We start from the raw sequence: 23,303 nt of genomic DNA, 5'->3' as shown, positions 1-23,303 counted from the left end.
GACCTGAGGCGTCGTTCAATCCAGGAGAGGAGAGCAGTAGCGTGAGGCTGCTCCTGCACGCCCCTGGATGGGAACCGCGGAAAGGGCCATGTTGCCAGGACCCTTCCTCCTGGCGGATCCGGAGTGGAAGATGCGCGTGGCCGGACTGATGGTCCTGGGGTTGCTGCTGACAGGCTGCGCCTCGGGGATGCATCCCATCGAACGCGGCGGGGCGCTGAAATACGAGCCGCACGAGGAGGGTTCGCGACCTGTTCCGAGCGAGCGGGGACGACAACGATTCTCGCGACAGGTGCGCGCACGAGAAACCACGCGACTTGTCGCTGGCGTCGAGCCGGATACCGCGCTGACTCGCGAAGCGGTCCTGGCCGCCATCAACGAGGCCAAGGACTCCGCGAAGCGCATCGAAGCCGCGCGTCTAGAACTCGCCACACGCCCCACATCCTTGGGTGGCCGGGGGCTCGACGGTGTGTTCACGCGCTATCTCGACCACGGTGCGAGCCAGATGGAGTGGGTTCGCCGCGCCCTGGGGAGTGCCAGTGTGCGAGTCACCGTGGCATCGGACGTGGAGGACCCGGAGATGGAGTTGGCACTGCTCCGGATGTCGGGCTCTCGCCTCCAGGCGGCCCTCTTCGGGACCGTGCTGCTGGCCGCATGGGTGGACTTCCTCCAGCTTGCTGACGCCCTGTTGCGGGACTGTCCCATGTGCGGCACCGAGAAGCTGTTCGCGGACATGCACCATGTCCAGGGATTGATGGAGCCCACCCTGAAGGAGCTTGCGTCATTGGACCCCGAGCGCGTCGAAGTGGCGGCGACCGGGATGCCCGAGCTGATGGGGAAGCTGACCCGAGAGTTCGACGCGATTCATCGAGATGCACGCTCGGTCATGGAATCGGGCGGCAAGATCATGGTGGCCATTCAGGTGATGGAGATGCTCGCGCTCATCTCTACGTTGAAGATGTCGCTGCCCCGGTTACCCCCATCGACACCCGCGACGCTCGGCACGGGCCTGGTGATGAGTTCAGGGGGCGTCATGGCGGGCTCGCAGCTCGTCGTCTCCGCCGAATGGGTGGAGATGATGCGAAGACTGGTGCAGGCGGGCGTCATCTCACTCCCTGTCGTGAGCGCGGCTGTCCGCATCCACGGCGGTCAGGTGATGATGTCGCAGACGCGCCAGGACCTGCCCAAGGGCGTGCGTGACGCCCTGGGCGACAGCCCCGAAGTGCGTGGCATGCAGGTGACTGGCAAGGCGGGCGCGGGAATGTCCGAAGCCCCCAAGCACCACGTCCTGCCAAAGGAGCATCGCGCCTGGTTCGAGCAACGCGGCTTCAGGGGAGACATGGACATCGACCAGTTCTGCGTGCGTCTCGAGCAGGCGGATCACGAGGCGATTCATGGTGGGGCGAACTGGAAGTTGGGGCGCACCTGGCCGGGAGAATGGAACCGGATGATCATGAAGGCCCTGGGTGACGCCGAATCCGCCACGGGCCGAACCCTGACGCGGAACGAGATCCTGAATCTCGTCGCGAAGAGCATGCGGGACTATAGAATCCCGATGAGCTTCACCCGTGGGAGAGGACGATGAGCGGCGGAGGCGCATGGCAGGGCAACATCAAGGCGCGTCTGTACGAACGCGTCCGCGAGCGAGGCTTCGACTCCCTGACCGCCTTTGCCAATGCGCGCCTCGCTGTTCCGCTACACCTCCTGGCCGACGAATTGGGCAACGACGTTGCCGCGGTGCAGCTGTTGAGCGGACTGTTGTACGAAGCGGAGCAGAACAAGCAGGTCACGCGCTTCGTTCGCGACGTGCTGGTGCGCGAGCTGGCCGAAGGCCTCCCCAACGGCTGGCCGCCCAACCTGGACGACTCGAACCGCTTCGAGGTCGCCATGGCGCTGGGTCGCTGGTCCGCGTACACGCCAGAAACCCATGAAGAGCGTGTGCGACAGGTGCGCAAGGTGCTCCTCGCCAGCCCACCACCTCCTGGCTGGCGCCCGCTCGGACCCGACGACGAACTGCTCCGCACGCTGCTCCCCGACGAAGGCGCCTGAGTCACGAAGGCGGCCTCCGTCAGGGACACCCGCATCACCGCGCGGTGAGCACCCGCGCCAGCTCCTCGTAGATGTGGATGGCGCTGCGGATGGACTTCTCCCAGTCGCCCACGTGGAGGCTCTCGTTCTCCGAGTGGGCGTACGTGTACGGGTCCTCCACCCCGATGAGCAGCGCGGGCACACCGCCCAGCTCCCGCGCGAACGGCTCCACGAACGGAATGGACGCGCCACAGCCGATGGCCACCGCCTTCGTCCCGTACCCCTTCTCCAGCGCGCGGAACGCCGCCTGGAACGCCGGATGCGACGGGTCCGTGTACCACCACCCCGACGCGCCCTCGGTCTGGAACTCCACCTCCAGCCCCCACGGGCACACCTTGCGCAGGTGCTCCTTCAACCGCCGCTCCACGTCCGCCGGGTCCAGGTCCGGAACGATGCGGATGCCCACGCGCGCCCACGCCGCGTCGCAGATGATGTTGCGCGCGTCCTTCCGACTGCTGGCCTGGATGGCGTTGATGGCGATGCTCGGCTGACGCCAGTTCGTCTCGTACGGGTGCCGCCCGCCCAGCACCTCCACCCCCGGCAACAACCCCACCTGCTCGCGGAACGTCGCCTCGTCCCCCGGCAACGACTGGATGCTCGCGCGCTCCCCCGCCGTCAGCGGCTTCACCTTCTCACCCAACCCTTCAATCGCGATGGAGCCGTCCGCGTGCGTCAGCGTCGCCAGCATCCGGCACAGCGCCATCACCGGGTCCGGCACCGGCCCACCCCACATCCCCGAGTGCACCGCCTGCTTGAGCCCCCGCACCTCCACGTCCACCGTGACCAGCCCCCGCAGCGCCGTGGTGATGGACGGCAGCCCCGTGTCGAAGTTCGACGTGTCCGTCAGCACAATCGCGTCCGCCTGCAACAGCGCCGCGTGCCGACGCAGGAACTCCGACAGGTGCCCGCTGCCAATCTCCTCCTCCCCCTCGATGAGCACCTTCACGTTGAGCGGCAGCTTCCCCGCGCCCCTCAACCACGCGTCCACCGCCGACGTGTGCACCACGATGCCCGCCTTGTCGTCCGCGGTGCCCCGCCCGTACAGCCGCCCGTCGCGCAACGTGGGCTCGAACGGAGGACTCTTCCAGAGCGACTCATCCCCCGCCGGCTGCACGTCGTGATGGGCATACAACAGCAACGTCGGTGCACCTGGCGCCCGCAGGACCTCCCCATACACATAGGGATGGGCATCTCCGATTTCGAGTAGCTGGATGTTTTCAAACCCACGGTCCCTCAAGAGTCGAGAAGTCGCCTCGGCGCTCTGCCGGACACGGGCGGCGTCGAAGCCGGGGAACGAGACGCTGGGTATGCGCACGAGGGCCATGAGGTCCTCGAGGTAGGCGTTCTTCTGGGACTCGAAGTGAGAGAGGGCCTGGTCAATGGACATGCTCACCCCTTAACCCAAAAAGGCAGGCAGGCGACGCAGACCCTCGCGCGGATGTTGCGCGGTCCAAGTATCATGCGGCGCCATGTCCGACACCCCGACACTGCTGCTCGTCGACGACGACAGCTTCGTGCGCCGCATCCTCAAGGACGTCATCGCCGACACGGGCATCGAGCTGCGACTGCTCGAGGCCGCCGACGGAGAAGAGGGCCTCGCGGTGGCCGCCCGCGAGAAGCCCGCGGTGATGTTCCTGGACCTGTTCATGCCGAAGAAGAGCGGCCTGGAGGTGCTCGGCGCCATCAAGCAGGTGTCGCCCGGCACGCGAGTGCTCGTCATCAGCAGCATGGACGCGGAGCCCGTGGTGGAGCAGGCCATGGCCGCTGGCGCGGTGGGCTTCGTGGGTAAGCCCTTCCATCCGCTGGAAATCGCCTCGGCCGTGCGCCAGGCGTTGGCTCACTGACTTCAGAGGTGTCTGCGTGTCGTCTCCTGCTGTCGGTTACTGGGTAGCGGACAATCTCGGCCGCGTGCTGGGGCCCATCGCCCTCCAGGCCCTGCGCGAGCTCATCGCCTCCGGTCGGATGAAGGCCGCCGTGCGCGCGTCGCGCGATGGCACCCAATGGGTGGCCCTCCAGGAGCTGCCGGAGCTGGCGGACCTGTTCACCGCCGCGCGCCCGTCACAGTCGGTGGAGCAGCAGCAGGCCGAGCGCCTGCGCACCCAGCTCAAGGGGCTGCAGAACCTGCCTCCACACGAGGTCTTCGGCGCCAAGCCCTCGTCCTCGCTCGACGAGGTGCGCCTGGCCTTCTTCCGCATGGCCAAGCGCTTCGCGCCCGAGCACCTGGCCCCGGAGACGCATCCGGAGCTGCGCAAGGTGTCCGCGGAGATCTTCGACTTCCTGTCGCGCTGCATGCGCGAGGTGGAGGTCCTCTACTCGCAAGGCGCCTACCAGCAGGCCCGCCCGGTGCCGCCCCGGCTGGACATGAACGGGCCCCTGCCGCCCGCGCCTCCGCCCTCGATTGCCCCCGCGTACGCGCCGCCGCCGGTGGCCGCGCCCGTCCATGCGCCGCCGCCCGTGGCCGCCCCCGCGTACGCGTCGCCGCCCGTGGCGGTCGCCGCCAGGCCCCAGCCGCCGCCGCAGCCCGCGCCGCCGCCGCGTCCTCCGCCGCCGGTGATGCAGCCCTCGGCGCCGGTGGCGGCCCGGGTGCCCGCCGCGCCGCCGGTGCAGCGCACGCACACCCTGCCGCCGCCGCAGCCCGCGCCGCCGCCCCCGGCCGTGCCCCTGAGGCGGGCCGCCGCCGCGCCCACCTATTCCAGCGCGGAGTTCGTGGGGTTGGAGCGCCGCCAGGATGATCGCATCCACGCGGACGTGAAGGTGTCGATGCAGAACACCGGCATCTTCACGGACCACCGCATCATCAACCTGTCCTCCGGCGGCCTGTTCATCGCGACGGACAAGCCGCTGCGGCTGGGCACGCTGGTGGAGCTGACGTTGCGCTTCGATGACCCGTCGCGCGTGATGACGCTGCGCAGCTCGGTCATCTGGGAGAACTCGCTGGACGACGGGAAGAACCCTCGCGGCTACGGCTTGCGGCTCAGCAGCCTCCGCAAGGAGGAGCGCGAGTTCATCCAGCAGTTCGTCAGCCGCAAGCCCCCGAAGTAGGCCCGAGCGGTAGGGGCCGCTCGGACAGGACGCCTAGAGCAGCTGTCCGAGCAGCACCGCGCCCGTCATCACGAAGGTCGCCATCACCGCCATCACCGCCTTGAGCTCCAGGTCATCGCGGCCCATCACATTCATGAAGTTGTTCATGGTGTCCTCCGTCCCTCGTGTTGCCCCCTCCCCCCTTCCTACGGGACACCGCGCCGACGATTGCATCCCCCTCCCGACGGCCCTCCAGGATGACCTCCGTGCCTCCCGACGCCCCCGCCACGCCTCCTGACTACTGGCTGCTCGACGGGCTGCCCACCGCCGCGTCCGTCATCCGGGGAGAGCAGGTCCTGGTGGCCAACCAGGCCATGGCCTCGCTGCTGGGAATCTCCCTCGAGGAGCTGAAGGCCACGCCCGTCTCCGCCCACATCGCGCGCTTCATCTCCGCCGAGCGCGGCTGGGTGGAGGCCTTCCACGAGGCGCTCGTGCGCGACGGCAACCGTCCCGAGCATCCCCTCTGGCTGCGCATGCGCCGCGCGGATGGACAGGAGCGCACGCTGACGGCCACGTACGCGCCCGGCGCGTCGCCGGACGAGACGGTGGTGCTGCTGCACGACGCGGGAGGCGAGGACACCGCGCGCCGGCTCACCGAGGCCCTGGGTGCCGCCGCCACGGAGCTGCTCCACGCCCGGGACGAGCACGAGGTGCTGGAGACGGCGGTGGAGGCCGTGCACCGCCAGGGCTTCTACGCGGCCATCCTCCTGGTGGAGGGCGACACCTTCCGGCACGGGCCCATGCGGCAGGAGCCCGAAATCGTCGCGCTGGCCGAGCGCAAGTACGGCATGCCCGTCACCGAGGTGCGGCTGCCGCTCACCACCCTGCCCCATCTGGCGGAGGTGCTCTCGCGGCGCAAGGCGGCCTTCCATCAGGACGCGCTCGGCGCGGCCCACCGCATCCACAGCAGCGAGGTCTTCGAGGACATCCAGCGGGCCTACCCTCCCGGCATCCGCGCGCTGGACGCGCCCATCTTCGTGGAGGGCCAGCCCTTCGGCATCCTCTCCGCGCAGGGCTTGAACCTCACGCCCGCCGCCGCGAGCACGCTGGAGCTGTTCGCGCAGATGGTGGGCGGCGTGCTGGAGAACGTGCGCCACCACCGCGTCGCCTCACAGCGGTTGGAGGAGGTGTCACGGCTGCAGGACGAATTGGTGGCGCAGGAGCGGCTGATGGTGCTGGGCGAGGCCGCGGGCGTGGTGGCGCACGAGGTGCGCAACCCCCTGGGCGCCATCCTCAACGCGGTGGCGGTGCTGCGGCGCGAGGCGCACCTGGGCCCCACGGGGCAGGCCGCGGTGGGCATGCTGGAGGAGGAGGCCATCCGGCTGGAGGACATCGTCCGCGACCTGCTGGACGTGGTGCGTCCGCTGGAGCCCAGGCCCCGGAGGGTCCACCTGGGCGAGCTGGTGCGGCGCGCGCTGGGGCAGATGCACGGCCCTCCGGACGCGCCCACGCTGCGCTTCACCGTGGACGAGGCTCCCGACACGCCGGAGCTGATGGGCGACGAGACGCTGCTCCAGCTCGCGGTGACGCACCTGGTGCGCAACGCGGTGCAGGCCTCGCCTCCGGGCGGGCGCGTGAAGCTGAGCGTGGAGCCCGGGGACGAGGGCGTGCGGCTGACGGTGGAGGACGAGGGCCCGGGCATCCCCGACGTGGACCCGCGCCGCGTCTTCGAGCCCTTCTTCCTCACGCGCGCCAACGGACGCGGGCTGGGGCTGGCCATCGTCAAGCGCGTGGTGCTGGCGCATGGCGGGCAGGTGCGCGCCAGTGGTCGGCCGAAGCGGGGCGCGCGCTTCGAGGTGGTGCTCCCGCTGGAGCCTACCCGTAGGTCTCCCGCCTGATGCGCTTGTCGTCGATGCCGAGCGCGTGGAGGTGGCCGAGCACCGTCTCCATGAAGCGCGGCGTCGCGGGCGTGCGCGTCTCCAGCGCCTTGCGTCGGTCCCACGGAGTAATCGCGGGGCCGCACGCGTAGACCAGGCACGTGTCGCGGTCCGGGATGAGCTCCTCGAGGAGCGCCTGGTGGACGCGGCCCTTGCGCACGTCGCCGCCGAAGCGCGACTCGTCCAGCTCGCGCGTGAGGGTGTGCACCAGCCGGACGCGGTCCGCGTGCCGCCGGGCCAGGGCCTCCAGCTCGTCGCGGTAGAGGATGTCGCTCCACGTCTTGTTGGACATGAGGACGGTGTGGCGCGTCTTCAGGCCGCGGTGCAGCGCGTCCTTGAGGATGGCGAAGTTGGGCACCGCGCCCGAGCCGGCCACCAGGTGGACGACGTGGCCCGTGCGCGTCTCCACGTCGTCGGGTAGCACGTAGGGGCCCATGAAGCCGAGCACCTTGAGGCGCGCGCCGGTGAGCCGGCCGTGGACGAGGAAGGGCGAGAGCAGCGGCGGGTAGCGGGTGAGGCCGGGGATGAACTCCTCGTCCTTCACGGTGATGGCCACGTGGCGCTCGTGGGGGGCGGAGGCCAGGGAGTAGGAGCGCTGGGGCTCCTTGCGCCCCTTCTGCTCCTGCAGGTAGGCGGACAAGCGCCCGAGCGCGGGGAACTGGTGCGGGTCGATGTTGATGAACTGGCCGGCCTTGTAGTCGGGCCGGACGTCCCCGAAGTCGAGGAAGAGGGTGGCCGTGTCGTGCGTGTCCACCCGCACATGGTCGACGGTGACCTCGTACTCCACGGGCTTCCTGCTGCGCGAGGGGCTCGCTTCGGCGGCGCTCATGGCCCCTCCCTTAGCCCAAACCCGGGGTGCTCGCCGATGGGGTTGACGCGGGCTGCGTGGGATACCGGTCCGTGACAGGGCCTCGGGTGGCCCGTCCCGGAGTCGGTCCGGAGCGTTGGCTGCACGACGGGACGGCATGCGGGCAGGGGGCTGCCTCGACGCGGGCGCTGACCGGGGAGGGGGCTGGGACTACATCTTCTGGTGGCCAGTGGTGGGGCTGAAGGATGGGTGAAAGAGGTCGGACGCCTGGGCGCCGACTTGTCCATGCTCTCAAGCCGTCCCGAGGTGGAGGCGACCGACGCGTGCTCCGCATTCTCTTTTCGCTGATGGCACGGCTGCCGGAGGGAGTCCGGCGCCACGTGGTGCGTACCCTGATGGACGGGGTGTGGGATGCCCTGGCCGACGAGGTGGTGGAGGGCCGCGGCAACCTCCCGGACGTGCCCTGTCTCTACATCTGCAACCACCTGTCGAACGCGGACGGCTTCACGCTGGACCGCGCCTTCCGTCCCCGGAAGCTGGTGTTCCTGGCGGGCGTGAAGCTGCAGGGCACGGTGATGACGCGGCTGGCCTCGGAGGTGATGGAGACGATTGCCATCAAGCCCAACTCGCCGGACATCGAGGCGATGCGGCGCGCGGTGGAGACGCTCAAGGGCGGCAGCTCGGTGCTCATCTTCCCCGAGGGCGCGCGGAGCCGGACGCACGAGCTGCTGCAGGCGAAGAAGGGCGTGGCGCTCATCGCGAAGCGCGCGGGGGTGCCCGTGGTGCCGGTGGCGCTGATGGGGACCGAGAAGCTGATGCCCATCAACGACTCGGACATGGGGGGTGAGCGGCTGTACCACGCGCAGGTCCGTGTGCGGGTGGGGCCGGCGTTCCGCATGGAGGACCTGGAGCCCGAGACCGTCGGCGCGGAGGACGCGAGGCAGGCGCTGGCGGACGCGATGATGCGCCGCGTGGCGCGGCTGCTGCCTCCCGAGTACCAGGGCGTCTACGCGAATCCCCCGACTCCGCTGTCCGTGACACGGCTGCACGAGCCGCCCTCCGCGCCAGCCCCGTGAGGGCTTGCGTGTCGGGGCCCGTGGGGCCCTGCACGGGAGCTCCACGGGCAGGACCGCGGGCCCGCATCCCGCGCCTTGGCGTGGAGGACGCGAGGCGCGAGTGATGCCCCCGCCACGGAAGGTGTCCTCGGGCGCCCCCGCGCTCAGTCACTTCGGTTCGCCACGAAGCGCTCGGCCTCGGGGAGCGAGGCCGCAATGAGTCGTTGCGGTCCGCACGGGAGCACGGACAATGGGCCTCCCGTGACGAACGCCCGCGCCTCCGAGCATGTCTATGTCTCCACCCTTCCTGGACTGGAGCCCGCGCTGGAGTCGGAGTGCGCCGCGCTCGGATGGAAGCCTCGCCGCGCCGAGGGCGGTGTGGAGCTGGAGGGGCCCACCGGGCTGCATCAGGAGGCGAACCTGCGCCTGCGCACCGCCAGCCGTGTGCTGCTGCGACTGGGCGTCTTCCGGGCGAACGACGAGGATGTGCTGGTCCGGGGCCTGCGCGGACTGGAGCTGTCGCGCATCTGGGACCGTCGCTCGCCACCTCGGATGTCGGTGACGCTGAAGCGCTCGGGAGTCCCGGGCGCGGACGTGGTGATGGACGCGGCGGCGGAGGCGTGGGGCGTGGAGTCGGTGGCCCGCGCGGGGCCGCTCGACGAGGAGGGCGGTCCCGGGCTCACGTTGCTCGTGCGCGTGGAGGGCGATGTCTTCACGGTGAGCGCCGACACCAGCGGCGAGCCGCTGCATCGCCGCGGCTATCGACAGGAGATCAGCCGCGCGCCCCTGCGGGAGACGCTCGCGGCGGGCATCCTGACGCTGGCGGGCTACGACGGCACGGAGCCGCTCGTGGACCCGATGTGCGGCTCGGGGACCTTCCTGGTGGAAGGCGCGTGGATGTCCATGAAGCGCGCGCCCGGCTTGATGCATGGCTTCGCGTTCGAATCGTTTCCGGGCTTCGATGCGAATGGCTGGGCGGAGCGCAAGGCGCGGGCGGAGTCGGAAGCGCTGGCCGCGCCACGGGGAGCCCTGCACGGCTTCGACATCAACGCGGGCTCGCTGGGAACCGCTCGAAGGAACGCGCGCCGCGCGGGCGTGACGCTCTCCCTGGAGCGCAAGGACGTGAAGACGCTGACGGCGCCCCCCGGAGGCCCCGGGCTGTTGGTGGCGAACCCGCCCTACGGGAAGCGCGTGGGCGAGGGCGAGGACCTGCCTGCGCTCTATCGGGCGATGGGCGAGACGCTCCGCAAGGGCTTCACCGGCTGGCGCGCGGCGCTGCTGGTCCCCGAGGACACGGGGCTCGTGAAGGCGCTGAACCTGCCGGAGGCGCGGAGCCTGCCCGTGCGCAACGGCGGCCTGCGCTGCAAGCTGCTCCTCACGGAGGCGCTCACGCCGCACCGCTGAACAGCCACGCACGTGTCCCCGGGAAGTGTGGCCCTCGCGGAGGGCGCCGCCAGCGCTCCGTCCATCGACGGCCTCGCACCCCTGCCGACTGGAGCAACGGTCTCGACCTGTGACGCGGTCTTCACCTCCGCGAGCCACCACGGAGGTTCGGCACCTCGGCTCAATCGCGGCGACGAAAGGTCACCCGGGCGACGATGGCCACCGCGACGACGATGGCGAAGAGTGAGCCCGCCCAGCCAACATGAATCGCCGAGGTGTCCGAATCCTCGACGGCCTTCGTCGCGGCCTCCGCGGGAGAAGGGGGCACCTGACGCGCTGACTCGGCATCCACTTCTCGCTCCGATGGTGCCCTGTCCTGGGCGGGCGTTGGCGCGCCCCGCGGAGCAACGACATCCGGCGTCCCGCGAGCATCTTCAGGCGTCGCTCGGGTCCCGGGCCCCACCTCCTCGACAGGAGGTTCCTCTGGCACCTTGGGCCCTGTCGCTTCGTCCGTCACCTGCAGCGCCGGGTCCGGAGGCGGGGGCTGCTGCCGCTCGAGGTCTCGAGCCAGCGCGTCCTCGGGCGACTCCGGAACGGGCTTGCGGGCCTCACGCACGAAGCCCCGGAACGACGCGAGCTTCGCGGGCGAGTCCGCCTCGAACGAGCGGACGTGCACGATGAGGAAGGTCTCGCCCTGCCCCTCCACGGGCAGCAACGCCAATCCCACCGCGACTCCAGGCGGCGGCGCGTTGAAGCTCTCCGGCGTGTGAATCCCCTCCACCGTGCCGCCCACGGTCAGGATGCGCAGCCGCGCCGGCGGTGGCGCGCCATCGACGACCTCGAGGACCTCGAAGTCGCGCAGCGTGTACACCTCGCGCACCGTGATGGGGCGTCCCCGGTCGTCGAACTGTCCGCCCAGCTCGCGCCAGTGGACCGACGTCCCCTCCAGGAAGCGGCCCACCACCACCGACGTGCCCTGCCGCACGATGTCCTCGGGCGGAATCGGCCCCATGGAGGACGAAGCCCTCGCCGACACCGAAACCGCGAACAGCACCATCAGCCCAAGCCGCGTGAGCGTGGTCCCATGCATGTCAATCACTCCTCGCTTCGCACGACGAAGGAACGAGGCCCCCACCCCGCCCCAGGCGGAGACGGGATGGGGCGCCCCGGAGGAACTCACTGCAGGTAGTGCGCGAAGACGAAGCTGTAGTCCCTGTGCGCGGACAACGAGGGCGTGACGAGCGAGCCCGGCGCAATCTCCGGCCCCGCCGTACCCCACGCGGAGCCATCGTTCGGCGACGTCCGCGAGTACAGCACCCCCGCGAAGTTGGTGCCCCGGACGGCCTGATGCATGCCACTGAGGCTCTTCGCCAGCGACGGCTGGGTGCGCGTCTCATCCGTGCCGTACAGCATCCCGTCGTAGACCAGGCCCGCCCCGTCCCAGTGCAGCTTCAGCGTCCGCACCAGGTACTTCGAGTGCAGGATGTCATCGGACCAGCTGAACCCGATCCGGATGAAGCTGTTGCCGGAGCTGGTGATGGAGACCCCCGCGAGCGCCCGGTAGTAGGCAGGCACCGGCACCACGACCTCCGGCCCCCAGTTCCAGCCGCCGTTGGTGGAGACGCGCGTCACCACCTGACCGTCATTGTTGGGATTGGCGCGGTCGAGCTTCGCGTACGCGAGAATCCACACGGTGTCGGTCAGCTTGTGCACCGCCGGCGTGCCGATGGTGGTGGCGCCGGCGACGTTGCCCACGCCGAACCAGCTGACGCCTCCGTCGGTGGACTTGACCATGCGGATCTGCATGGCGTCGTTGAGCGGGTCCACCCACGCCATGATGTAGTCATTGTTCCAGCCATGGCCGGTGGTGCCGTAGATGCTGCGCTCGCCGCCGAAGACGAACCACTTGCTGGTGTCATAGGCGGAGCCGTCCGAGTTGCCGCGAATCCACTGCGGGTTCTTCCCCGCGCCCGTGTAGAAGAACACCGTCTGGCTGGTGTCCCGCAGCGCCGTCGGGTCGATGGACGTCGTCACGCCGATGCCGGAGAGGTTCGTGGGGAACGCGCTCCAGGAGACGCCGTTGTCCGTGGAGCGCTTCATGTAGACGCGGTCGTAATCCCGCGCACCGTAGAGCGCGCGCACGTCCGTGTAGTCCTTCGTCGTCGGGCCATGGCGCATGCCCGCATGCACCGAGGGGAACATCACCGCCGTGGTGATGCCGTCCTCGTGGTCCAGGCCGAACGCATGCCCGAACTCGTGGATGGCCACGCCCTGCATGTCGATGGCGCCCGTGGTGTTGCGGTGCGGCGTGAAGGTCCAGGGCGTCCCGTTGGAGCTCTTGCGGTGGAAGATGATGGTGATGGCGCTGCCCGTCCCGAAGGTGGAGGCCACCCGGGAGCCATCGCCGTGCTTCTCGTTCATCTGCACGATGATTTCGCCCGACGACGCCACCGTGCGCGTCGTGTAGCCATAGACGGCGGGCTTGAGTCGGAAGGCGCCGATGGTGCGCCACTTCACGATGGCGTTGTAGAGACAGGACATGAAGGGGTCACGCCAACTGGCCGGAATCCCTTGCGCCTCGAAGCTGTCCCAGTTCACCCAGATGGGAACTTCGGCATCCTGATTGTAGATACGGACATCCGCGCGGGCTGACGTGGAGGACAACACCACGACACCCGCAAGCACTGCGCCCCACCAATTCGAGGACATTCTTTCCCCCTCGTGTTCGAGTCGTGCAGCAACGCGTGAACGGGCAGTCCGCGAGACCTTCGCCAGGGACTCGACGAAACAGGCGGCGACGCACGTATGCTTCCTGCTCCCACCCTGTCAGCACCCCCGGGCGCCCCACCCCACCATGACGACTGGAAGCGATTCGAGTCCCCAAGACGTTGGCATGCGGCGCGCCGTCTCCCGCTGGGAGCTGGTGGGCTTCTCCATCAATGACGTCATCGGCAGCGGGGTGTACCTGCTGCCCGCGGCGGCCGCGGCGAACCTGGGCTCCGCGAGCACCGGCGCCGTGGTGCTCGCCGGGCTGGCCGTGCTGCTGCTCGTGCTCTGCTTCGCGGAGGCCGCCAGCTACTTCGACAAGCCCGGCAGCGCGTACCTCTACACGCGCGAGGCCTTCGGCGAGCTGGTGGGCTTCCAGGTCGGGTGGATGACGTGGCTGGCCCGCGTCGCCTCGGTGGCCTCGCTGTCGGTCGGCTTCTCCCGGGCGCTCGGCTACCTGTGGCCCGGCGCCAATGCGGGCTTCGGTCAGAGCCTGGCCATCGCGATTCCGCTGCTCGCGCTCACGGCCATCAACGTCGTCGGGGTGAAGAGCGGCGCTCGCACCGCGGTCTTCCTGGCCATCACCAAGACGGTGCCGCTGCTGGTCTTCATCGGCGTGGGCATCTTCTTCGTGTCGGCGCCGCTGGCGACCTCCGTGGAGCCCAAGAGCACCGGCAGCCTGGGCGCCGCGGTGCTGCTGCTCCTGTTCGCGTATGCGGGCTTCGAGAACACGGCCGCGCCCGCGGGGGAGTTCAAGAACCCGCGCCGCGACGTGCCCTTCGCGCTCATCGTGCAGATTGGCGTCGTCACGCTCATCTACACCGCGGTGCAGTGGGTGGCGCTGGGGACGTTGCCCGGGGTGGTGGACGCGAAGACGCCGCTGGCCGATGCCGCCGCGAGGTTCCTCGGGGGCTGGGGCGGCCTGATGATGACGGTGGGCGGCGCGCTGTCCATCCTGGGCACCAACAGCAACACGGTGCTCGCGGGGCCTCGGTATCTGTATGCGCTCGCGCGGGATGGCTTTGGCCCCGCGGTGCTCGCCACGCTGCACCCGCGCTTCCGCACGCCCACGGCGGCCATCCTGGTACAGACGGGCATCGCGTTGCCGTTGGCGTTCTCGGGCTCGTTCGAGGTGCTCGCCACGTTGTCCGTGGTGGCCCGGCTGGCCACGTACTTCGGCACGGCGGTGGCCGTCCCGGTGCTGCGCCGCAAGCTCCAGCAGCCGGCCAACGCGTTCCGCATCCCCGGCGGGCCGGTGATTCCCATCGCGGCGGCGTCGCTGTGTGTCGTGTTCGCGCTGAGCGCGGAGAAGAAGAACCTCATCGCGGGGGCCATCGCGCTCGGGGTCGGCTTCGTGCTGTATCGCTTCCAGCGACGGCCCGCGGAGAAGGTCGCGCTCGAGTAGGTCCGTCGCCGGGTGCCCAGGCCCGTTCCCCGTGGGCCTGGGTTTCGTGTTAGCGGTGGCGACGTGGACGACGCGCGCATCACCTTGCTCGACCCAGGATGGGAGGCGCCTCTCGATGGGGGCGGCCTGCCGAGCCCGTTCGATGAGCTGGGCCCCTCGCCGCTGGCGAGGCAGGCGGCGGAGGTGTTGCAGCGCGAGCTTCGTGAGGGGTGGGTGGCTCCGGGCGTCCCCACGTCGCCGCTGGAGGGGCGCGAGGGTGGGAAGATGTTCGGGGTGCTGGTGGTGCGGCTTCCCGACGGGCGTCTGGGGTTCCTCCGGGCCTTCTCGGGGATGCTCGCTGGACACTGGGACGTGGTGGGGTATGTGCCTCCGCTGTTCGACCGTGCGGCGCGAGCGAGCCTTGAGCCCCAGGGCGAGGCCACCGTGAAGGCGCTCCTCGCCCGCGCGGAGGCCATGCGGGCCTCTCCCGAGCTGCTGACCCTGCGGGCAGCACATGCGGAGCAATCCGCGAGACACGCGGCGGAGCTCGCGGCGCTGCGTGAGCGGCACGAGGTCCGACGAAAGCAGCGGCATGCACGCAGGGCGGAGCTGACCGGGGCGTCCTCGAAGCGTCCACAACAGGTGCCCAGCGCATCAAGCCGTGACGATGGAGCCGCGCCGGCATGGGTGGTTCGTCCGGGTGGAACGGTGGAGTCACCCGCCTCGCGCCCGGCCGAGAGTCATGGCGAGGGTGCCACCCAGGCAGCGGCGCTGCGCACCAGTCTTCACGCGCTCGACCAGGAGAGCCGTGGCGACAAGGCCGAGCGACGACGCCTGGAGACCACCCATGCTTCAGAGCGAAGCAGCCTCGAGCCGAAGCTGCTGCGTCTGGAGCGTCGGCTTCGCGCACTAGACCGGCTGCGCCACATGGTGAGCCGCGCCGTCATGCGGCGCATCCACGACACCTACGTCATCACCAATGCGCGTGGAGAGCGCCGCCTCCTGCGCGGCCTCTACGAGCGAGCCCAGCCGCCCTCGGGCGCCGCCGACTGCGCCGCGCCCAAGCTGCTCGCATATGCACGGGCTCACGGGCTGCGTCCCGTCGCGCTCGCGGAGTTCTGGTGGGGCGCGCCGCCTCCCTCCGGAGGACGAGTCACCGGCGCGTACTACGCGGCCTGTCGCGACAAGTGCGGCCCCCTGTTGCCCTTCATGCTGGAGGGACTCCACGTCGCGCCACCAAGGACCTTCACGCCTCCGTCCACCACTCCAGGCGCACTGAGCATCCTGTTCGAGGACCGCTGGCTCGTGGTCATCGCCAAGCCCCATGGGCTGCTCTCCGTTCCCGGGCGCGAGGCCTCGCTGAGCGACTCGGTCCTCACGCGACTGCGGGCACGCCATCCCGACGCCACCGGTCCCCTGCTCGTGCACCGGCTGGACCTGGACACCTCCGGACTGCTCGTCGCCGCGCTCGATGCCCGCACGCACTCGGCGCTGCAACGCCAGTTCGTCCACCGCGAGGTGCACAAGCGCTACGTGGCCTGGGTCGACGGCATCGTCACGGGGGAAGAGGGTCGCATCGACTTCCCGATGCGCGTCGACCTCGACGACAGGCCCCGACAGATTCACGACCCCATCCACGGCAAGCCCGCCGTGACGGAGTGGCGTGTGCTGGAGCGTCGCGGCGGTCGGACGCGCGTGGCCCTCTTCCCACTCACGGGCAGGACGCACCAACTCCGCGTCCACGCCGCGCATCCGCTCGGTCTCGGCGCACCCATCGTCGGCGACCGGCTCTACGGCCGCGACGGCGAGCGGCTCATGCTCCACGCGGAGTCACTCACCCTCCTGCATCCAGGGACCGGTGAGCGCGTGACTTTCGACTGCCCCGCGCCCTTCTGACCAAGGCGGCGCATCACCGACACCGAGCGCTCCTCGCTCCTCGCTCGCCGAGATGACTACGCCCCAGCGCGCCGAGCAGCACTCGCGGCCTCGGTGTCTCCGCCGCAGGAGCGGTGCCCGATGGCCTCGCTTTTCGGACTCCTTGGCTCAACGCATCGCGGGCCAACACCGCGAGCGGCGCCCGACGGCCTCGCTTTTCGGACTCCTTGGCTCAACGCATCGCGGGCCAACACCTCGAGCGGCGCCCGACGGCCTCGCCTTTCGGACGCCTCAGCTCATCGCGAGGCCCACGCCGCGAGCAGCACTCGCGGCCTCGGCGCATCAACCCTCGGACGGAACCGGAGCCTGCTCGACGGGAGCCTCCGCCACGGGCTCCGCGGGCAGCTCCGTCGCACCCGACGCCGCGGGCTTCACGCCCAGCTCCCGCGTCAGCTTCGGGTTCACACCCGTCTCCGCCAACAGCCGCTCCAACTGCACCCGCGCCCGGCGATTGTCCCGGTGCACGCGCCGCCCGAGGATGAGCTCGTTCTTCAACGAGTGCTCCCACCCCGTCAGCTCCGTCACCGTCACCTGGTACCCGAACGCCTCCAACGTCAGCGCGCGGACCACGTTCGTCAGATGCGAGCCGAACTCGCGACGGTGCCACGGGTGCGCATACAACAGCCCCATGCTCCCCTTCCCCGCCGCCCGCTGCTCCTTGAGCTGCGCCGCCACCTCGGCCTGACAGCACGGCACCACCGCCACGTGGTCCGCCCCGTGACGAATCGCCGCGATGAGCGCGTCGTCCGTGGCCGTGTCACATGCGTGCAGCGCCATCAGCAGGTGGATGCGCTCCGGATACGCCGCCTGGTCGATGTGCGCCGTCTGGAACGTCATCCGCGAGAAGCCCAGCCGCTCCGCGCGCCCCTTCGCGCGCTCCGTCAGCTCCGGCCGCCCCTCCACCGACAACAGCGTGCCCCCGGCCGCGTCCTTCAGGAACAGCTCGTAGAGCACGAACCCCAGGTACGCATTGCCGCTGCCCGCGTCCACGAACACCGCGGACTCCGGATGGCGCGCCTTCACGTCCTCCACCGCCGGACGCATCAGCCCCATCAGGTGGTTGACCTGCTTGAGCTTGCGCAGCGCATCCGCGTTGAGGTGCCCCTCGCGCGTGAGCAGGTGCAGCTCGCGCAACAGCGCCTTCGACTGGTCCGGCAGGAGCTCCCGCCGGACCTGCGACGCCTTGACGTTGCGCCTCAGACGGACACCACTTCGAGCACCTCGGGGATGATCTCCCGCAGACGCCCCTCGATGCCCATCTTCAACGTCGCCGTCGACGACGGACACCCCGCGCACGAGCCCTTCATGTGCAGGTACACGATGCCGTCCTCGAAGCGGTCCAGCGTGATGTCACCGCCGTCCATCGCCACCGCGGGACGAATCTCCGCGTCCAGCACCTCTCGGATGCGTGACTCCACCGAGCCACCTCCCTCCGAGGACACCTGACGCGCCGCCGCCACCGCCGCCTCGTCCACCACCGGCTCGTTCGCCGTCAGGTGCGTGTCCAGGGTCTCCATCACCTGGTCGTTCAGCTCGTCCCACTCACCGTCCTCGCCCTTCGTCACCGTCACGAAGTTCGAGCCGATCATCACCGCCGTCACCCCGCGCACGTCCATCAGCTTGTGCGCCAGCGGCGACTTCGCCTGGGCGTCCTCACGATTCGTGATACTCACCGCGCCACCCGCCAACAGGCGCCGATCCACCACGTACTTCAGCGTGCTGGGGTTGGGGGTCCACTCAAGCTGGATGTTCACCGACATGCAGTTCTCCTCGGCCACTCCTCTAAGGCGCTCGGGACCCCATAGCAACCCGACCCTCGGGGAATCAAACGTCCGCTCGGGCCCCTCCCACCAGGTCCCTCGCCTTCTCAACCGGGAATAAAAGAACAGCCTGAATTCGCGGTGGAACCTGAAACAATCTATGGTGGGAGGACCTCTGCACCCCGGTGAGCCGTACATGGCCTCGAGTCCGCTGCGTCGCTCCGTCGAGTCAACCGCGCCCGCGGCTCCACGCATCCCCACGAGCGTGCTGGAGGGGTTGTTCGTCCGGGGGCTGAAGGTCTCCGGGCGGCTGGTGGAGGAGTTGGAGGCGCTGGGCTACGACATCAAGCGGCCGGAGGTGGACTATCCGGTGGAGGTCTTCCAGCGCGCGGTGCTGCTGGCGAGGCGGGAGGTCTTCGGCGCGCTGACGGACGAGGAGGCCTACCGTCGGGTGGGCCGCACGCTGGTGGACGGCTTCGCCTCCACGCTGGTCGGCCGGGTGGCGGCGGTGGCCCTGCCAATGATTGGCCCCGCGCGCGCGGCGGAGCGCATCCCGCGCTACCTGGCGCTGATGGGGCGCACGGACATCGACGTCACCCAGACGCCCGTGGGTGAGCGGGGCCGGCGCATCGTGTTCACGGACCGCTACAACCGCCCGGACCTGATGGCCGGCGGCCTGGAGCGGATGATGGAGCTGGCCAACGCCCAGCCGCGAATCACCGTGGAGGAGCGCAACGTCGAGGGCTACCGTCTGCTCGTCCGCTGGTAACCCGGGCCCGCACGGGCCCAGGAGAGTTCATGTCCTACCCTCCCCGACTCGCCCACCTCGCCACCCGCGCCGTCGTGGTCGCGAAGCTGGTGCCCACCTACGCCCAGGCGCACCGACTCGACGAGGAGGAGGCCGCGCAGCGGCTGACATCCGCGATGTCCGGGCGGATGCTCGCGGCGCTGCTGGACGCGGCGTGGACCGCGATGCGCGGCAAGACGAAGCGGCTCACGGATGACGGGCTGTTGGAGAAGGTCGCCGGTACGTTGTCGGAGCGCCCGCTGCGCCCGGGCCGCGTGGCGGAGGTGACGCCCGCCTGGAGCGCCTTCCTGGTGCTGACGGACCTGGAGGCGGGCACCGCCAGCGACGCGGCCCGCCGGGTGATGGAGACCGAGGAGGGACGTCGACGGGGCGACGAGGGCATGGCCGAGGCGGGCCGCTTCCTTGCCGCCGAATTGACACGCGGCAAGTAGGGGCCGGCCGGCCGTGGCATGAGGGGCCCCGCGTCGTTATAGGCTGGCCCCACGCTCCACCGTGCGCCGCCGATGTCCACCCCGCTGCCCACCACCCTGCGCATCCTGCCCTCCATCCACGAGGTCCCCGCCTCCCTCTGGGACGGGCTCGTGGACGAGGCGGCCCTGCCCTTCCTGGAGTGGACCTTCCTCGCAGCGCTCGAGGACAGCGGCAGCGCGGTGCCCGAGCGCGGCTGGCACCCCCGCCACCTGACCTTGTGGCGCGGCTCCCGGCTGGTGGCCGCCGCGCCCGCCTATCTCAAGGACGACAGCCAGGGCGAGTTCATCTTCGACGCGCCGTGGGCCACCGCCTCCGAGCGCGCGGGCCTGCGCTACTACCCGAAGCTGGTGCTCACCGTGCCCTTCACGCCCGCCACCGGCCGGCGCGTCCTGGTGGCCCCCGGCGAGGACCGCGCCGCACGGGAGGCGGAGCTGTACCAGGGCGCGCTGGAGTTCGCGCGCGCCGAGCAGCTCTCCGGCATCCACGTCCTGTTCCCCACCCAGGAAGAGCTGCCCACGCTGGAGGCCCAGGGCTACGCGCTGCGGCTGGGCGTGCAGTACCAGTGGGACAACGCGGGCTACCGGACGATGGAGGACTTCCTCGCCCGCTTCCACTCCAAGCGGCGCAACCAGGTGCGCCGGGAGCTGCGCGCGCCCGCCGAGCAGGGCCTCGAGCTGAAGACGCTGCGCGGCGACGCGCTGTGCGAGGTGGACGTGGACACGCTCCACCGGCTGTACGCCTCCACGGTGGACAAGTATCCGTGGGGCGCGCGCCTGCTCACCCGCGACTTCTTCGCGCGGATGCTCTCCGGCTTCCGTCACCGCTGCGAGCTGGTGGAGGCCCGGCGGGAAGGCCGGCTGGTGGCGGGCGCGTTCAACTTCAGGGCGCCCCAGGTCCTGTACGGGCGTTATTGGGGGTGTTTCGAGGAGCACCCCTTCCTGCACTTCAACGTGTGCCTCTACCACCCGGTGGCCGAGGCCATCGCCCAGGGGCTGACACGCTTCGAGCCGGGCGCGGGCGGCGAGCACAAGCTCACGCGGGGCTTCGAGCCGCGCCTCACGTACAGTGCCCACCTCTTGCTCCACCCGGGGCTGGACCGGGCGGTGCGCGGCTTCCTGGAGCACGAGCGGGCAGCCGTCCAGGGCGGGCTGCCGCAGTGGCGGGCGGAGACAGGTTTCAAGGGAGTGGCCTGAAACGGCGCGCTTCCCAGGTCATCAGAGGGAGTCGGATAGGAATATGGCGCAGAAGCATGACAACGACGGCTCCGTCGCCACGGAGACCGCCCCCAAGCAGAAGCTCAAGAAGCCGACCCTCTACAAGGTGCTTCTGCACAACGACAACTACACGACGCGTGAGTTCGTGGTGGCCGTCCTCAAGGAGGTCTTCCACAAGTCGGAGTCGGATGCCGTGCAGATCATGCTGCACGTCCATTACAACGGAGTCGGAGTGGCCGGCGTCTATACGTTCGAGGTCGCCGAGACGAAGCTCAAGACGGTGGAGGCCGCGGCCCAGGACAATGGGTTCCCGCTGCGGTTGTCCATGGAACCCGAGGAAGGTTGAACCGTGGCAGGACCGCTGATTGCCAAAGAATTGCAGGCCAGCTTCCGCACCGCCCTGGAGGAGGCGCGGAAGATGGGCCACGAGTACCTGACGCTGGAGCACCTGCTCCTGGCGCTCACCAAGGACTCGCGCACCCGTGAGGTCCTCAAGGCGTGTGGGGCCAACGTCAAGCGCCTCCAAGAGAGGCTCGTCTCCTTCCTGGAGGAGACGGTCGAACGGCTGCCCGAGGACGCGGAGGCCGACCCCCAGCAGACCATCGGCGTGGAGCGTGTGCTCCACCGCGCCGCCATGCACGCCCTGTCCGCCGAGCAGAAGCTCATCGACGGCGGCGACGTGCTGGTGGCCCTCTTCCGCGAGGAGGAGAGCCACGCGCTCTACCTGCTCCAGCAGGAGGGCGTCACCCGGTTGGACCTGCTCAACTACATCTCCCACGGCATCTCCAAGGATGAGGCGGGCGAGGGCGAGGAGGGCGGCGCCAGCAACGGGCACGCGCCCGCGGGGGACGACGACGAGGAGGGCGAGTCGCCGCGCAAGAGCCCGCTGGAGACGTACACCACGCAGCTCAACATCGAGGCCAAGGAGGGGCGCATCGACCCGCTCATCGGCCGCGACAAGGAGCTGGAGCGCACCATCCAGGTGCTCTGCCGCCGCCGCAAGAACAACCCGCTCTACGTGGGCGAGGCGGGCGTGGGCAAGACGGCCATCGCCGAGGGCCTGGCGCTCTACATCCACGAGGGCCGCGTCCCCGAGCCCTTGAAGAACGCCATCGTCTACTCGCTGGACATGGGCTCCTTGCTCGCGGGCACCAAGTTCCGCGGCCAGTTCGAGGAGCGGCTCAAGGGCGTGCTCAAGGCGCTCCAGGAGCAGCCGGAGGCCATCCTCTTCATCGACGAGATCCACACGATTGTCGGCGCGGGCGCCACCAGCGGCGGCTCCATGGATGCGTCCAACATCCTCAAGCCGGCGCTCGCCAGCGGGAAGCTGCGCTGCATCGGCTCGACGACGTATCAGGAGTTCAAGTCCTCCTTCGAGAAGGACCGCGCGCTGTCGCGGCGCTTCCAGAAGATTGAAGTCGCCGAGCCCTCCGTCGAGGACACCGTCCTCATCCTGGAGGGGCTCAAGAGCCGCTACGAGGAGCACCACGGCGTGAAGTACACGCCCGAGGCGATTCGCGCGGCGGCGGAGCTGGCGGCCAAGCACATCAACGACCGGTTCCTGCCGGACAAGGCCATCGACGTCATCGACGAGACGGGCGCGGCGGAGAAGCTCAAGCCGGAAGGTGCGCGCACCAACACCGTCACCGGCGCGGACGTGGAGGCCGTCGTCGCCAAGATGGCGAAGATTCCCGCCAAGAGCGTGTCCGCGAGCGAGGGCGTCCAGCTCCAGAACCTGGAGAAGGAGCTGCAGGCGGTCATCTTCGGGCAGGACGGGGCCATCAAGGACCTGGTCAGCGCCATCAAGCTGGCGCGCTCGGGGCTGCGCGCGCCGGAGAAGCCCATCGGCTCGTTCCTCTTCTCGGGCCCCACGGGCGTGGGCAAGACGGAGCTGGCCAAGCAGCTGGCGCAGACGTTGGGCGTGGAGTTCCTGCGCTACGACATGAGCGAGTACTCGGAGAAGCACACGGTGAGCCGGCTCATCGGCGCGCCGCCGGGCTACGTCGGCTTCGACCAGGGCGGCCTGCTCACGGACGCGGTGCGCAAGCACCCGTACGCCGTGGTGGTGCTGGATGAAATCGAGAAGGCCCACCCGGACCTCTTCAACATCCTGCTCCAGGTGATGGACCACGCGACGCTGACGGACAACAACGGCCGCAAGGCCGACTTCCGCAACATCGTCCTCATCCTCACCACCAACGCGGGTGCCCAGGAGATGAGCACCAAGTCCATCGGCTTCGGCGACCTCGCGAAGCCCGCGGACGCGACGCGCGCGAAGAAGGCGATTGAGCGCACCTTCACGCCGGAGTTCCGCAACCGGCTGGACGGGTGGATCCTGTTCTCCGGCCTGCCGCCGGAAATCATCCTCAAGGTGGTGGACAAGGAGGTCCGCCTCCTCCAGAAGATGCTCGAGGAGCGCAAGGTGAAGCTGGAGCTGACGCCCGCCGCGCGCGCGTGGCTGGCCGAGCGTGGGTATGACCCGGCCTTCGGTGCCCGGCCCATGGCCCGCCTCGTGGACAACTCGCTCAAGAAGCCGCTCGCCGAGGCGCTGCTCTTCGGTGAGCTGAAGAACGGCGGCACCGCCCGCTACGACGTGGACAAGGGCGGCGACAAGCTGGACCTCCAGACGACCGCCGCCCCCGCCGAGCCCGTGCCGGCGTAGCGCCGCGCGAGCAA

General features: G+C 69.8%; 20 protein-coding genes. 14 read left to right on the top strand and 6 right to left on the bottom strand.

What is annotated here, in order from left to right; genetic code table 11:
* Positions 1–88: 88 nt before the first annotated feature.
* A complete protein-coding gene (locus OWM54_RS29715) occupies positions 89–1,582 on the top strand; it encodes a DUF2380 domain-containing protein (RefSeq protein WP_267699686.1) in 1,494 nt (497 codons plus the stop codon).
* Complete coding sequence (locus OWM54_RS29710; RefSeq protein WP_267699685.1) at positions 1,579–2,046, top strand: NUDIX hydrolase; 468 nt, start codon at positions 1,579–1,581, stop codon at positions 2,044–2,046. The genes OWM54_RS29715 and OWM54_RS29710 overlap by 4 nt, the downstream gene beginning before the upstream one ends.
* A gap of 34 nt (positions 2,047–2,080) precedes the next feature.
* Here the strand turns inward: OWM54_RS29710 and OWM54_RS29705 are convergent, their stop codons facing one another.
* Positions 2,081–3,472 (bottom strand): M20/M25/M40 family metallo-hydrolase, encoded by a 1,392-nt coding sequence (locus tag OWM54_RS29705; RefSeq protein ID WP_267699684.1) that lies wholly within the window; start codon positions 3,470–3,472, stop codon positions 2,081–2,083.
* Between the two features lie 82 nt (positions 3,473–3,554).
* Here OWM54_RS29705 and OWM54_RS29700 point away from each other — a divergent pair, with 82 nt between their 5' ends.
* From OWM54_RS29700 to OWM54_RS29690, 3 genes are all read left to right on the top strand, one after another.
* On the top strand, positions 3,555–3,929 hold the full coding sequence (locus OWM54_RS29700; RefSeq protein WP_046715860.1) for a response regulator: 375 nt from the start codon (positions 3,555–3,557) through the stop codon (positions 3,927–3,929).
* Positions 3,930–3,945: 16 nt separating this feature from the next.
* Complete coding sequence (locus OWM54_RS29695) at positions 3,946–5,127, top strand: TIGR02266 family protein (RefSeq protein WP_223748431.1); 1,182 nt, start codon at positions 3,946–3,948, stop codon at positions 5,125–5,127.
* Between the two features lie 236 nt (positions 5,128–5,363).
* A complete protein-coding gene (locus OWM54_RS29690; RefSeq protein ID WP_420715355.1) occupies positions 5,364–7,004 on the top strand; it encodes an ATP-binding protein in 1,641 nt (546 codons plus the stop codon).
* On the opposite strand, the gene OWM54_RS29685 is transcribed toward OWM54_RS29690, so the two are convergent.
* A complete protein-coding gene (locus OWM54_RS29685) occupies positions 6,982–7,872 on the bottom strand; it encodes an oxidoreductase (protein WP_267699682.1) in 891 nt (296 codons plus the stop codon). The genes OWM54_RS29690 and OWM54_RS29685 overlap by 23 nt on opposite strands.
* 302 nt (positions 7,873–8,174) lie before the next feature.
* Here OWM54_RS29685 and OWM54_RS29680 point away from each other — a divergent pair, with 302 nt between their 5' ends.
* A complete protein-coding gene (locus OWM54_RS29680) occupies positions 8,175–8,927 on the top strand; it encodes a lysophospholipid acyltransferase family protein (RefSeq protein WP_141331553.1) in 753 nt (250 codons plus the stop codon).
* A gap of 195 nt (positions 8,928–9,122) precedes the next feature.
* Complete coding sequence (locus tag OWM54_RS29675; protein WP_267699681.1) at positions 9,123–10,310, top strand: THUMP domain-containing class I SAM-dependent RNA methyltransferase; 1,188 nt, start codon at positions 9,123–9,125, stop codon at positions 10,308–10,310.
* A 160-nt stretch (positions 10,311–10,470) separates the two neighbouring features.
* Here OWM54_RS29675 and OWM54_RS29670 read toward each other — a convergent pair whose 3' ends face one another.
* Positions 10,471–11,379, bottom strand: coding sequence for a hypothetical protein (locus OWM54_RS29670; protein WP_267699680.1), 909 nt, complete (start codon positions 11,377–11,379; stop codon positions 10,471–10,473).
* 86 nt (positions 11,380–11,465) lie between these two features.
* Positions 11,466–12,998, bottom strand: a complete 1,533-nt coding sequence (locus OWM54_RS29665) for a matrixin family metalloprotease (protein WP_223781628.1) — start codon at positions 12,996–12,998, stop codon at positions 11,466–11,468.
* 184 nt (positions 12,999–13,182) lie between these two features.
* Between OWM54_RS29665 and OWM54_RS29660 the strand changes: the two genes are divergently transcribed.
* Together OWM54_RS29660 and OWM54_RS29655 are read left to right on the top strand one after the other, a co-directional pair.
* The gene (locus OWM54_RS29660; protein WP_267699679.1) at positions 13,183–14,460 is read left to right on the top strand and encodes an APC family permease; all 1,278 of its coding nucleotides are present in this window, start codon (positions 13,183–13,185) and stop codon (positions 14,458–14,460) included.
* Between the two features lie 63 nt (positions 14,461–14,523).
* The gene (locus tag OWM54_RS29655; RefSeq protein ID WP_267699678.1) at positions 14,524–16,335 is read left to right on the top strand and encodes a pseudouridine synthase; all 1,812 of its coding nucleotides are present in this window, start codon (positions 14,524–14,526) and stop codon (positions 16,333–16,335) included.
* Between the two features lie 321 nt (positions 16,336–16,656).
* Here the strand turns inward: OWM54_RS29655 and OWM54_RS29650 are convergent, their stop codons facing one another.
* Positions 16,657–17,457 carry a class I SAM-dependent methyltransferase gene (locus OWM54_RS29650; protein ID WP_267701178.1) on the bottom strand — a complete coding sequence of 267 codons (801 nt, stop codon included), beginning with the start codon at positions 17,455–17,457 and terminating at the stop codon, positions 16,657–16,659.
* Positions 17,458–17,570: 113 nt separating this feature from the next.
* Positions 17,571–18,134 (bottom strand): NifU family protein, encoded by a 564-nt coding sequence (locus OWM54_RS29645; protein ID WP_141331543.1) that lies wholly within the window; start codon positions 18,132–18,134, stop codon positions 17,571–17,573.
* A 196-nt stretch (positions 18,135–18,330) separates the two neighbouring features.
* On the opposite strand from OWM54_RS29645, the gene OWM54_RS29640 reads away from it, so the two are divergent.
* The 5 genes from OWM54_RS29640 (at position 18,331) to clpA (ending at position 23,289) form a co-directional block, all read left to right on the top strand.
* Positions 18,331–18,903: a DUF2378 family protein gene (locus tag OWM54_RS29640; protein ID WP_267699677.1), complete on the top strand. Its 573-nt coding sequence runs from the start codon at positions 18,331–18,333 to the stop codon at positions 18,901–18,903.
* 29 nt (positions 18,904–18,932) lie between these two features.
* Positions 18,933–19,373 carry a hypothetical protein gene (locus OWM54_RS29635; RefSeq protein ID WP_223748422.1) on the top strand — a complete coding sequence of 147 codons (441 nt, stop codon included), beginning with the start codon at positions 18,933–18,935 and terminating at the stop codon, positions 19,371–19,373.
* A 72-nt stretch (positions 19,374–19,445) separates the two neighbouring features.
* Positions 19,446–20,606 carry a GNAT family N-acetyltransferase gene (locus OWM54_RS29630; protein WP_141330162.1) on the top strand — a complete coding sequence of 387 codons (1,161 nt, stop codon included), beginning with the start codon at positions 19,446–19,448 and terminating at the stop codon, positions 20,604–20,606.
* A 43-nt stretch (positions 20,607–20,649) separates the two neighbouring features.
* A complete protein-coding gene (locus tag OWM54_RS29625; RefSeq protein WP_046715870.1) occupies positions 20,650–20,973 on the top strand; it encodes an ATP-dependent Clp protease adaptor ClpS in 324 nt (107 codons plus the stop codon).
* Between the two features lie 3 nt (positions 20,974–20,976).
* Positions 20,977–23,289 carry an ATP-dependent Clp protease ATP-binding subunit ClpA gene (gene clpA, locus OWM54_RS29620; RefSeq protein WP_267699676.1) on the top strand — a complete coding sequence of 771 codons (2,313 nt, stop codon included), beginning with the start codon at positions 20,977–20,979 and terminating at the stop codon, positions 23,287–23,289.
* The last annotated feature ends 14 nt before the right edge of the window (positions 23,290–23,303 follow it).

It is taken from the genome of Myxococcus sp. MISCRS1 (genome assembly GCF_026626605.1).
In the GTDB taxonomy this organism is placed as follows: Bacteria; Myxococcota; Myxococcia; order Myxococcales; family Myxococcaceae; genus Myxococcus; species Myxococcus fulvus.
This window is presented reverse-complemented; position numbering and strand designations above follow the sequence as displayed.